The sequence below is a fragment of the Paenibacillus sp. FSL P4-0081 genome, assembly GCF_000758565.1.
GTDB lineage: Bacteria > Bacillota > Bacilli > Paenibacillales > Paenibacillaceae > Paenibacillus_AQ > Paenibacillus_AQ phytohabitans.
Window position 1 is genome coordinate 3222643 of the sequence record NZ_CP009280.1, and the last position, 12578, is coordinate 3235220.

The 12578-nt window shown below is 48.4% G+C and carries 11 protein-coding genes and 1 other annotated feature; of the genes, 9 read left to right on the plus strand and 2 right to left on the minus strand.

Going from position 1 to position 12578, the window contains the following annotated elements:
* The first annotated feature begins 29 nt into the window (after nt 1-29).
* Both P40081_RS13310 and P40081_RS13315 read left to right on the plus strand, forming a co-directional pair.
* Nucleotides 30-743 carry an ABC transporter ATP-binding protein gene (locus P40081_RS13310; RefSeq protein ID WP_039308926.1) on the plus strand — a complete coding sequence of 238 codons (714 nt, stop codon included), beginning with the start codon at nt 30-32 and terminating at the stop codon, nt 741-743.
* A complete protein-coding gene (locus tag P40081_RS13315; protein WP_042136031.1) occupies nt 736-2334 on the plus strand; it encodes a hypothetical protein in 1599 nt (532 codons plus the stop codon). Before P40081_RS13310 ends, P40081_RS13315 begins: the two co-directional genes overlap by 8 nt.
* A gap of 113 nt (nt 2335-2447) precedes the next feature.
* Here P40081_RS13315 and P40081_RS13320 read toward each other — a convergent pair whose 3' ends face one another.
* Together P40081_RS13320 and P40081_RS13325 are read right to left on the minus strand one after the other, a co-directional pair.
* Complete coding sequence (locus P40081_RS13320) at nt 2448-3269, minus strand: class I SAM-dependent methyltransferase (protein ID WP_042136033.1); 822 nt, start codon at nt 3267-3269, stop codon at nt 2448-2450.
* A gap of 95 nt (nt 3270-3364) precedes the next feature.
* Nucleotides 3365-4363, minus strand: a complete 999-nt coding sequence (locus P40081_RS13325) for a tryptophan--tRNA ligase (protein WP_042136036.1) — start codon at nt 4361-4363, stop codon at nt 3365-3367.
* 44 nt (nt 4364-4407) lie between these two features.
* Nucleotides 4408-4666, minus strand: a binding site (T-box leader).
* A gap of 85 nt (nt 4667-4751) precedes the next feature.
* Here P40081_RS13325 and P40081_RS13330 point away from each other — a divergent pair.
* From P40081_RS13330 to helD, 7 genes are all read left to right on the plus strand, one after another.
* A complete protein-coding gene (locus tag P40081_RS13330; RefSeq protein WP_042136038.1) occupies nt 4752-6017 on the plus strand; it encodes a serine hydrolase domain-containing protein in 1266 nt (421 codons plus the stop codon).
* 31 nt (nt 6018-6048) lie between these two features.
* A complete protein-coding gene (locus tag P40081_RS13335; RefSeq protein WP_081969939.1) occupies nt 6049-6813 on the plus strand; it encodes an effector binding domain-containing protein in 765 nt (254 codons plus the stop codon).
* Nucleotides 6814-6952: 139 nt separating this feature from the next.
* Complete coding sequence (locus P40081_RS13340) at nt 6953-7438, plus strand: GNAT family N-acetyltransferase (protein ID WP_042136040.1); 486 nt, start codon at nt 6953-6955, stop codon at nt 7436-7438.
* 18 nt (nt 7439-7456) lie between these two features.
* A complete protein-coding gene (locus P40081_RS13345; protein ID WP_042136042.1) occupies nt 7457-7930 on the plus strand; it encodes a GNAT family N-acetyltransferase in 474 nt (157 codons plus the stop codon).
* Between the two features lie 364 nt (nt 7931-8294).
* Nucleotides 8295-9233 carry a ring-cleaving dioxygenase gene (locus P40081_RS13350; protein WP_042136044.1) on the plus strand — a complete coding sequence of 313 codons (939 nt, stop codon included), beginning with the start codon at nt 8295-8297 and terminating at the stop codon, nt 9231-9233.
* Nucleotides 9234-9262: 29 nt separating this feature from the next.
* On the plus strand, nt 9263-9856 hold the full coding sequence (locus tag P40081_RS13355) for a flavin reductase family protein (protein ID WP_042136046.1): 594 nt from the start codon (nt 9263-9265) through the stop codon (nt 9854-9856).
* Nucleotides 9857-10156: 300 nt separating this feature from the next.
* A complete protein-coding gene (gene helD, locus P40081_RS13360) occupies nt 10157-12574 on the plus strand; it encodes an RNA polymerase recycling motor HelD (RefSeq protein WP_042136048.1) in 2418 nt (805 codons plus the stop codon).
* Nucleotides 12575-12578: the final 4 nt, after the last annotated feature.

The window sequence follows — 12578 nt, forward strand, 5'->3', positions numbered from 1 at the left end:
TGCAGACACCAATGAAGAGGTGAGAGAACATGCTGACGATTAAACATTTTACGAAGAGCTATAAGGGCGGGAAGAAGGCGGTAGATGACTTAAGCTTAGTGGTCGAACGGGGCGATATCTATGGCTTCATCGGACACAACGGGGCGGGCAAAACAACGACCATCCGCGCTGTAGTAGGTGTTCTTGATTTTGAAGAAGGGGAAATAGAAATTGATGGAATCTCCATTAAAAAAGATCCGGTAGCCTGCAAGGCGAATATTGCCTATATTCCGGATAACCCCGATCTGTACGATCATCTTACGGGCATCCAGTATTTGAATTTCATCGGCGATCTATTTCGAGTATCCAAGGCCAACCGTGAACGGCTTATTCAAAAATATAGCGATGCCTTTCAGCTTACGGCCAATCTGGGTGATATGATCTCCTCGTATTCTCACGGGATGAAGCAGAAGCTTGCAATTATCTCTGCGCTTATTCATGAGCCGAAGCTGTTGGTGCTGGATGAACCTTTTGTAGGCCTGGATCCCAAAGCTGCGCATACGCTGAAAACCATCATGGCTGAGCTATGCAGCAGCGGCGGGGCGATCTTCTTCTCGACGCATGTGCTGGATACGGCAGAGAAGATTTGTAATAAGATCGCGATCATTAAGGCAGGCCAGCTCATTGCTCATGGCAGCACTGAAGAGGTGAAGGGCAAGAACAGCCTTGAGGAAGTATTCATGGAGCTGATCGACAATGATTAATATCTGGAGATTGACGAAGCTGCAGCTGATGTCCACCTTCGGCCTGAATAAAGCGCTGCATACGAAAGACCCTGCAGAGAGACGCAAGGCGCTGCTGCTCAGCATAACGATTATGGCCGGTGTGCTTATGATTGGGGCGTTCTCCTTCAGCTACAGCTTCATGATGGCGATGGCATTTGAAGAGCTGGGGCGGATGGATCTGCTGCTGGCGATTATGATGGCCGTTACCTCGATTGTCGGGTTCTTCACCACGGTCTATAAGGCAAGCGGGGTATTATTCAGCTATAAGGATTATGATATGATCATGTCGCTGCCAGTGAAGACGAGTCATGTGGTGGCGAGCCGTGTGCTTCAGCTGTATGTGATGAATCTGTTTTTTACACTGCTGGTTATGCTGCCTGCGGGTGCGGTGTATGCGATACAAGTGAATCCGGGAGTGCTGTTTTATCTGTTCTTTCTAATAACGCTCTTGTTCATCACCTTGCTGCCGATTATAGCGGCAACGATCATTGGCGCACTCATCAGCTGGGTGTCTTCGAGATTTAGAGCAAGCAAGATGATTAGTGTAGTGTTCACTTTCGCCGTCCTTATTCTCTTCATGCTGGGTTCATTTAATCTGGATGGAGACCAGCAGGAGCTTGCTGATATGGGGGCAGGGCTGGGTGATGCGATCTTTAAGCTGTATCCCCTGGCGTCCGTGTATGTCGATGCGGTCTGCTCGTACCAAGTAAGTTCACTGATCTTCTTCATTGCCCTGTCTGTCCTTGCATTTGTACTCTTCTCCGCCGTGCTGGCAACCCGGTACAAAGCCATTCATACAGGCCTTATGACCAGCCGCTCAGGCAGCAAATATACCATGAAGCCGCTGCAGGCGAATTCTGCTTTTAAGGCGTTGTATCTCAAAGAGCTGCGCCGCTATTTCAGCTCAGCCAATTATGTGCTGAACACAGGCATCGGTATGGTTCTATTGCTGGTTATGTCGGTTTCCTTATTGTTCGTCAGCTCAGAGAAGCTTGGGGTCGTGCTCGACATTCCGCAACTATCGGAGTATTTGAGCACGCTGAGTCCGCTTGTGGTTTCTTTATTTGTGGTTCTGAGCTGCACTACGGCGAGTTCGATTTCGCTTGAAGGGAATCATTTGTGGATTTTACAAAGCTCGCCCGTCTCTAAACCCGCCATTATACTCAGCAAAGTAGCTGTGAATCTCACCATTACGCTACCGGTCATTGCCGTGAGCTGGGTGCTGCTTATCTATACACTGCGGACCGGATGGATGGAAAGTATATTAATGCTTGTGATCCCGGTGATCTACGCTTGTTATTCTGCCATGCTGGGCGTTATTGTGAACCTGAAGCTGCCTAAGCTGGACTGGACAAGTGAGGTAACAGCGATCAAGCAGAGCGCAGCGGTGCTGGTATCGATGATTCTGGGGTTCATCAGTCTGGTTGTTCCGGCCGCGCTGTTCATGCTGCTTCGTTCGGTGAATGGAAATCTCATCTTGCTGGGCTACGGTGTTATTATGGCAGCGGTCTGCGCCGGGATGTACAGATATATACAGGTTAGCGGGGAACGGTTGTTTCTGAGGTTGTAGCACACACAAAGAAACCACTCTTAAAATAGGATTAAACCTTTTAAAGAAGTGGTTTCTTTGTGCTGTCTATGACAATAGCTCACCAAGACTAAACGGAATGCTATAGTACTCTATTAAGGTTTGGTGCCGCAGGCCATAAAAAATAGCATCATCGCATGCGCATCCGGGGAACGGTCGAATTGTTCATAGGCTCTGTTCAATTCCTCATATTCGTATTCCGTAATGATCCCTTTCTTATAGAACCCGGTGAACCGGTTAATATCAAATTGACGTTTGAAGCCTTCTATACCATGCAGATCGCTATGCTGGAGGATGGCATCCATATCTACGTCTGTATAGCCGGAGCCGGATAACAGGCGTGGCAGGCTTCGGCCGATATTGCGGTTTCCGCCTCTTGAAGCTTGCTGCTGGACCAGCTTTTGGATAATAGCAGGCATAATCCCGATTTCAGGCTCGATTGCCCCGAACACCCCGTCGTCCACATCAATAATGACCAATTTGCCGCCTGGCTTGAGGACACGTCTAAGCTCTGCTGCTGCCTGCTGCGGGTTATATAGATGAAGGAAAATTAAACGGGCAATAACAAAATCGTATTGATTGCCGGGCAGTCCAGTCTCATACACCGAAGCATGGGCGAAGGTAAGCCGTGATTCGGGGACGTGGCTTAACCTGAGCTTGGCCTCTTCAAGTAAAGCATCATCGATATCAAGGGCTGTGATTTCACTGTGCGGGAAGTGCTCCAGCAATTGGGCGGTAACGAATCCCGGACCTGCACCGGCCTCCAGAACCTTCATCCCGTCTGCCAATCCGAATTGCTGCAAGGTGCGGTACTCTTTGTTCCAGCCCATCGAAGCCTGTTCCTGCAGGCGCAGCAGTTCTGATTCTGCCCCGTTACTGACATTCTGGAAATTATACGTGGAGTTACGTACGTTCATAGCTATTGCCTCCCAACCGGCTATTTGTAAAAGTTTGAATTTGATAATTTTACCATACCGTCCGTTTGAGTTAAACTCCGCTCCAGGGAGCTTATTTAAAAACGCCCGATCTTCGCTTTGACCTGCGCAAGCAGAGGTGCAGCTAGGGCTCTTGCCTTCCGGGCACCTTCACTCAAGATCGCGTCGATCTGTTCTGGCGCTGCCATGAACTCATTGTATTTCTTCCGGGGTTCCTCCAGAGCAGCATTAATCACCTGGAACAGCTCCTGTTTGGCCTCACCCCAGCTAATGCCGCTTAGATATTGCTCTCTGAAATCCTGTACTTGAGAGGGAGCCGCAAACTCTTTGTACAGCAAGAAAATATTTGACGTATCCGGGTCTTTCGGCTCCTGGGGAGGCGTAGAGTCCGTTTTGATTTTGCTGATCAGCTTCTTCAGGTTTTCTGGTGTTTCGAACAGCGGAATCGTATTATTGTAGCTTTTGCTCATCTTCCGCCCGTCCAGCCCTGGAATCACGGATGTGTTCTCATCGACCCTATAATCAGGGAGCTTGAAGGTATCTCCATAAATCCGGTTAAAGCCCTCGGCAATATCTCTGGCGATCTCCACATGCTGAATCTGGTCCTTACCGACAGGGACCTTGTCAGACTGGAACAGCAGAATGTCCGCAGCCATCAGCACCGGATAAGTGAACAGGCCCATATTGACTCCTGCATCTGCATCCACGCCTAATTGAATATTTTGTTCATGAATGGCTTTGTACGCATGGGCACGGTTCATTAGACCTTTGGACGTCAGACAAGATAGAATCCAGTGAAGCTCGAAGATCTCCGGCACATCAGATTGCCGATAAAAGACTACCCGCTCCGGGTCCAGTCCCAGTGCCAGCCATGTAGCTGCGATACCGTAAGACAGATCACGAAACTCGTCTCTGTCCTGAATGAAAGTTAATCCATGATAGTCAGCGATAAAATAAAGTGCAGTACAATCACCGGCCCCGGCGAGTTGCAGGGCAGGCTTGATTGCTCCGATGTAGTTTCCCAGATGGACTTTGCCCGTAGGCTTAATTCCGGTTAATACAATTTCCTTACTCATGTTATCCCTCCGTTTATGTAATCAAAAAGGGGTCCTCTCATCCTGAAAAGGACGAGAGAACCCCGTGGTACCACCTTAATTAGCCCGGATTATGATCCGGACCCGCTTAAACGTATCGCGACATCGCTATATGCCCTGAATACGCGTCTCTTGTAACGATGAGACCTTCGCCAAAGCCTACTTCCTGAAGGTTCGGTTTGGATGCTCAGAAGCCCACTTCGGCATAATCCCTACACTGATTCGCAGCAATCATCAGCTCTCTGGAGTATTCGTTATGCGTACTCTCTTCGTCATTGCAAAGTTGTATACTATTGTATTACTGTATTTTTACAACATCTTAGGGTGAATGTCAATTGGTAGTTAAACAGGTTAGGGAGTGAGTGAGTCAGTGCAGTCAATAAGTGTAAAGCTGGAGAATTATATTAACAAGTACCTGGAGCTGTGGGATTTCTACGGCGTTATTCAAGTTACCCGGAAGGGCGAAGTACTCTTTGAGAAGGCCTGCGGCTATGCGAGTATTGAGTTTGGAATTAAAAATGATATACACTCCCGATTCTCCCTCGCCTCCATGTCCAAGCAGTTTACGGCCTTTGCGGTTATGCTGCTGCATGACAGGAAGATGTTGGATGTTGATGCATCCGCACAGCTATATCTCCCTGCGGATCTGAGAATTGATGAGTCTATTACCGTACATCATTTATTGTCACACACATCCGGTTTATATAATTTTTATAATTTTGAGAATGATTTTTTCGGCGGATATAACAGAATGAATTACTCACAGACGGAGTACTTCCAGCAGTATATCAACAAGAATCCCACAAAGCCGGCGGGTACAGAATATGATTATAATAACTCCAACTATAATTTGTTGGCCTGGATTATTGAGCATGTTACTGGAGAGAGGTACGGGGATTTCATTCAAAAGCATCTCTTTCTGCCCTTAAATATGCTTAATACTACTGTCGATGACGACTCTGTAACGATTGCGAACAGATCCAATAATTATGCAAAGGATTTCGCCGAAACGGTCAAAAGTCCATATTACAACGAGAAGTTCAGCATAGGTGCAGGCGGGATTGTTTCGAACTGCGAAGATCTGCATAAATGGTATACCTGTCTGCGGGACCGGAAGCTTCTGACGCCGGAGGCATATACCCGGTTTTTGAGCGAGAATGATAACAACTACTGCTATGGACTGGAGCATCACCATCTGTACGGCCAAGACAGATATGCCCATGGCGGCGATCACCTCGGGGTCAGCACCTATATGCAGAATTTTTTTGCTGAAGACATTTGTATTATTATTCTATCGAACAACGAAGCTATCAATCAGTACCGGCTGGGCAATACAATCTCAGATATTGTGCATAATGTTGAGGTGGAGGCTCCGGTTCGGCATACTGAGCTTCACCTCAGTGAGCGTAGCCTTCGCATGTATTGCGGAACGTACCTGGAAGACAAAATCCAGATTGAATTCATTAACGGAAAATTATATTTCACGAGATTCTCCGGCAATTTTCATATTGAGCTCTATCCAGTAGGTGAGGGAGAATTTGTCCAAAGATATTATGACCAGAACCATCCCTACAGGATCGCAGAGAACGACCTGGGTGAGATGACTTTTTTCGGGCACACCAGGATTACCTCTTGATATTGCCGCGGCGTCAAGTGATACGATAGTTATGAGATCTCAGAGAGGAGAGCGAAATGAACAGATCTATATTCGGATCACGGCAGTGCTGCGGAAGATGGACATACCGATCAAAGAAATAAAGTCAGTGATTATTGCGAATTCAGTAGCCGGGCTTAGCAAAGTCATAGTGAATAAACTGAATTCTATCAGGAAGCAAAGGGAAGTGATAGGGGTTGTTGAACGGCAGTTAAACCGGGTCCTGGAATACCTTGAGCGGCAGAACGAAGGCAAGCTGGACTTGGATAATATTCTTACCGAGACGGAGGCTGTATTTATGAGCAGTTTAACGGAACCGTATGTATTCAAAATTATCGATTTACCTCCCATGAGAGTGGCTTTTCATATTGTTGTGGACGCAGCTCCCGAAGACAAAGCGATGGGCCCTTTAATGGACTGGCTGAAGTCAGCGAACCTGCTGGGTACGGCGCGGCTCTTCGGTGGTAATATGAAGCCCATGCCAAGCAGTGCGGGCAAACCCTATGGTTACAAGATGTGTGCGTCAATTCCAGCGGCCGTCGTTGTTCCAGAGCCTTTCAAGGAAATGCAGCTGCCGGGAGGATTGTATGCCATGCTTGGTAGCAGTGACGACATCGGCGGTTCCTGGAAAAGTCTGATGAATCAATTATCGCAAAGCAAGAAGTACCGTTCAGATCGCGGAAGGCTCTGCCTCGAAGAGCATATCCGTAACGATCATCCGGAGGGCAGCGGCAACCTGTATGATCTGAACCTTCTGGAGCCGGTAAAGGCGAAATAAGTGTAAACAGGCGGGCTTCCTTAGTGAAGTTCTGTCTGTTCGCGTCCAATCACTTACATGCAATATGTCATGGTAGAATGATGTAATTCAATGTAATGTTTGGAAGTGAATTAAAGAGGAGCTGGCGAGGAGGCGAGGCATGGGTATTGAATTTAAGAAGGTGAGCAGTTTTCAACGGGGAATATTGTTTGAATTATTGAAAGATGCCTATGCCTTTGATTGCCGGTATGAGCAAAGCTGCCTTGCTGAATGGCGGGAATTTGATAACTTTTTCTTTGACAATCCGCCGATTGCAGATAAATACGGGTTCATCACAACGCTGCATGATGAAGCTGTCGGCTTCGTTTCCTGGGACCCGAGGAACCTGCCTGAGGTTGCGGAAATCGGCCATAACTGCATTGCTTCAGCCCACAAAGGTAAAGGTTACAGTAAAATGCAGCTGCAAGAAGCAGTGAATAGAATCCTCCAAAATGAAGTCCGGAAAATTATTGTAACAACAAATGATGATCTGGTTCCTGCCCGGCGGATGTATGAGAGTATCGGATTCACCATGTATCAGACAAGGCCGAATCAACATATTGCAGGGATGGTCGGCGAACACTTGGATTATGTATATTTTGTATAAAATCTGGAGGTACATAGGATGGAAGTTACTTTAAGTAAAGCGGTAGCAGAAGATGCGGCAGCGATTCATGAAATGCAGACCCGGGCATTCCTGCCCTTGCTCGAGAAATATCAGGATTATGGTACGAACCCTGCTAATGAGACTGTAGACAGAGTAGTGGAGCGGCTCAATCAAGCTTGTGTGGATTATTACATCATCCGGAATGCGGGTGTTGCGGCAGGCAGTATCAGAGTCAAGAAGACAGATGAGCAGAAATATTGGCTCGGCCAAATATTTATCTTGCCGGAATATCAAGGTCAAGGCATTGCCCAGCAAGTTTTCAATCAGATTGAGCGCATCTATGCTGACGCCAAGTCTTGGGGGCTGGCTACCATCGTGCAAGAGGAAAGAAACTGCTACTTGTATGAGAAACTGGGTTACAGAAGAACAGGTGAGACCAAAGAGATCAATGACAAGCTGACTTTGTGCTTCTATGAAAAAACGCTTATTTAAGGCTCACGTTGTAAAAGTATAAAATGCTGTATATATTGCAACTTTGATTCATAAATACCTAAGTATTCGAGGGGGATTGTTGTATGAAATGCAGGAATTATCTCTTTCAGCGGCTTGGAGGCAGAGGAATACTGCATTCCGTACAACAATTTTCGATTATGGACGTTTTTGGGAGGAGAATGTTGTATTTTGTGCAGGATTGTAAATAGTAAGAGAGATAGACAAGTGCTTGACAAGCGGAATAATAAAAAGTAAAGTGAGAATATAAATTATCTTAACTTAAAGATAATATTTAACCTAATATCTTAAAGTAAAGATAAAATGTTAATCTAAGCTAACCAAATTTAATTAGGAGTGAATTTAAATGAACAAACAAACTATGGGCATTCATCATATCACCGCAATTGTCGGCCATCCGCAGGAAAATATGGATTTTTATGCAGGTGTGCTGGGACTCCGGCTGGTTAAGCAAACGGTCAATTTCGACGATCCGGGAACATATCACTTCTACTTCGGCAACAATGGCGGCAAGCCGGGGACGATTATTACTTTCTTCCCGTGGGCAGATGCATATCAGGGTAAAATCGGCGGGGGGCAGGTCGGCGTTACTTCATATGTGATTCCGGTAGGGGCGATGGCTTTCTGGAGAGAAAGACTGACGAAGTTCAAGGTTGCTTTTACCGAAATGGAGCGGTTTGGCGAGCAGTATCTGGAATTCGATGATCCCCACGGTCTTCATCTCGAACTGGTGGAACGGGAGGCTGGAGAGCGTAACGAATGGACCTTCGGCGGGGTAACTCCGGAGGTTGCGATCAAGGGCTTCGGTGGTGCGACACTGCTGTCCACGCATCCGGAGCAGACTGCTGAGCTGCTGGAGAAGGTGATGGGACTTACATTCGCAGGACAAGAAGGCGATATCGCCCGTTACCATTCCACTGCGGACCTCGGAAATGTGGTTGAACTGAAGGTAACAGCGGTACAGCGCGGCGAAATGGGTGTCGGCACCGTGCATCATATTGCCTGGAGAGCGAAGGATGACCAGGATCAGCTTGAATGGCAGGAATATGTGCATGATAATGGATATGGAGTAACGCCTGTTCAGGACCGGAATTACTTCAATGCTATTTACTTCAGAGAGCATGGGGAGATCCTGTTTGAGATCGCTACTGATCCTCCTGGCTTCGCCCATGATGAAACGCCGGAAACGATGGGCAGCCACCTGATGCTGCCGGCACAATATGAGCCGCACAGAGAACAGCTTGAGCAGGTATTGCTGCCTTTTACCGTAAGAGCAGTAGATTAACCGACTTTCAGAGAAGAGGGGATGCTAAGATGATTTCAATTGATCCACTGCAGAATAGCGAGCGGGATAATTATAAGCTTCTGACCGGGAGCATTATCCCGCGGCCGATTGCTTTTGTGACGACGATGTCGGGAGAGGGGATTTTGAATGGTGCGCCGTTCAGCTATTTCAACATTGTTTCCTCCAATCCTCCGATGATCTCCATTTCGATTCAGCATGCTGCGGGCCAGTCCAAGGATACGGCGCGGAATATTATGCAGACGAAGGAGTTTGTCGTTCATATTGTGGATCAGCAGAATGTCGGGCAGGTGAATATCACCGCAGCGCCCCTGCCACCGGACCAGAGTGAAGTTGCTTTAGCCGAACTGACGCCTGTAGATAGCCTGCAGATTACTGTTCCGGGGGTTAAGGAAGCGAAGGTGCGGATGGAATGTACACTTGAGCATTGTCTGGAGCTGCCTAATAATGACCTGATTATCGGCAGGATTGTACAGTTTCATATCGATGAGGATATCTACGAACAGGGAAGAATTGATCCGGTGAAATTAGGGGCGGTAAGCCGCCTGGCAGGGAATAATTATGCGGGGATTGGTGAGGTTTTTACCATAGAGCGCCCGGTTTAAGGCTGTGCTGGTAAACAGGCAGCCGTAGGAAGTCTGTTATACTCAGTTTCTTATATCTGAACAACAAAACCCTGGCGCAAGCGCCAGGGTTAATTATGTATCGGGAAGTATTGCATACAAAGAAGTAATATGTTAATGTTAAAGAACTGTTGACTTTTTTTAAAAAAAGAACGGAGGTAATGCATCTTACTTATATTTTAATTATAGCAAATGGACATCCGGTTTGTCAACCCGCCAGTTTGGGATTATTGCAGCGGGGAGGATAAGGAATATCATTCAAGAAAAGGGAGTGGTCGGGTGATGGAGAAGATTAGCAGCTGGGAGCAGGAACAGGAGTGGCTGGAGCAGGTAAAAGAAAAGCTGAAATTGGGGATCGCAAACCTGGAGCCGGAGGTTGGCCGGCTAAAGGAGCAGGCAACAGATATCCGCAAAAGATTCTGGGAAGAGGTAACGGTGAATACCAGCACCCAGGAAGACTTCGAAGAGAGCTTCTTCACCATAACTCAGCAGGATGCCGTCTTATCTGAGCGGGAACGCAGCCACGCGCGGAAGCTGCAGCAGTGGAAGAATATGAAGCGGCTGCTGCCGTCCCCTTATTTTGGGCGGATTGATTTTCATGAGGATGGGCAGAGTGCTGAAGAACAGGTCTATATCGGGGTCTCCTCCTTCGTCGATACAGACGGACTGAGCTTTGTGGTCTATGACTGGCGCACTCCAATTGCGAGCCTGTACTATGACTATCCGCCGGGAAAAGCAGCCTTCGACACACCGGGAGGACGGATCAGCGGAACAATGAGTCTGAAGCGGCAGTACCAGATCCGTAACGGCCAGCTTCAGCATCTGTTCGATGCGAATGTAACGATCGGCGACGAATTGCTGCAGCAGGTGCTCGGCAAGGGTGCGGATGCCCAAATGAAAAGTATCGTGGCAACCATCCAGGCGGAGCAGAATGCGATCATCCGCAACGATAACAGCCAGATGCTCATTGTGCAGGGAGCCGCCGGCAGCGGCAAAACATCAGCAGCGCTGCAGCGTGTAGCTTACCTGCTGTATAAACACCGCGAGCGGCTATCGGCGGATCAGATCGTGCTGTTCTCCCCTAACCCGATGTTCAACAGCTATGTGTCTACTGTTCTTCCCGAACTGGGTGAAGAGAATATGCAGCAGACGACCTTTCAGGAATATCTGGAAACTTGGCTAAGTCCGGAATTCCGGCTCGAAGATCCGTTTGATCAGATTGAATATGTATTGACCGGGGAGCAGGACAGGAGTTATGGCTCCCGCCTTCAGGCTATTGAATATAAGGCATCGGAAGCCTTCCTCCGGGCACTTCAGGGCTATTCGCAGTGGATCAAGCAAGAGGGCATGCTGTTTAACGACATCTGTTTCCGGGACCGCGTGCTGATCTCAGGAGAGCAGATCAAGACCAGGCTGTATAGCTATGATCCTTCGATTCGTCTGCCGAACCGCGTCACCCTGGTGCAGAAATGGCTGCTGGAAGAGCTGGCCAGACTGCAAAAGGAAGAGCAGGGAGCGTCCTGGGTACAGGAGGAGATGAATTACCTCGATAATGAGCAATACGCTAAGGTATACGGCATGCTGCACAGAGAGAAAGGGGTGTTTGACTTTGCCGAGAAATACCTCCGGCTTCAGGAAATGCTGGTGCACAAGCGCGAGCTGGATGAGAGTGATTTTGATTACGCCGAACGTGAGGAAGAGCTGCTGGGCCAGATGATCGTGAAGGAGCAGTTCAGACCTCTGAGACGGGGAATCAAGCGGTTCACATTTATCGACATGAGCGGGTTATACCGCCAGCTGTTCACTGATGAACGGGCCTACAGGGAAATGACAGGTGAAGCGGAGGTGCCGGAGCTTTGGCTGGAGATCTGTGCGCAGACGAAGGAGAAGCTGAGCGGGCAGGAACTCTTTTATGAAGATGCGACACCCTATCTGTATTTAAAAGAGCTGATCGAAGGCGTCCGGACGAACACGCAGGTGCGGCATATTTTCGTTGATGAGGGCCAGGACTACTCCATGTTCCAGTATGAGTTTCTCAAAAAGCTGTTTCCCCGCGCCCGTATGACGGTTCTTGGTGATTTCGGCCAGGCGATCTTTACCCAGGCGACGAATCTGTCAGGTGCGGGTTCACCGCTGGTTCAGCTGTATGGAGAGGCGGAGACTACGCAGTATCAGCTGGTCCGGAGCTACCGGTCAACTTATGAGATCGTGGAGTTCACGAAGCCGCTGTTGCCCGGCGGTGAGGCGATAGTCCCTTTTGAGCGGAGAGGCAGAAAGCCTGTTCTAACTAAGCTGGAGAGCCATGAGATGAAGGCGGAACGCATAGTGAAAGATCTTGCCACGCTTCAGGCGGAAGGGTACACTTCAATTGCCGTGATTACGAAGACTGCGGCTGAGAGTATAGAAGCTTATAAGAAGTTGACCGCCGGAGGCGCCGCCGAGCTGCGGCTAATCACGAAGAACACGCCTACTTTTGAGAAAGGGGTACAGGTGATTCCTGCTTATCTGGCCAAAGGCGTGGAGTTCGACGCTGTGCTGATCTATGATGCTTCCCCGCAGACGTACCGGAGGGAGAACGAGCGGAAGCTTTTTTATACCGCATGTACACGGGCGATGCATGTGCTTCAGCTGTACACGACGGGGGAATGGACGCCTTTCATCCGGGAGGAAGACCCGGCATTGTATGAACTGGCGGAGTGATAAG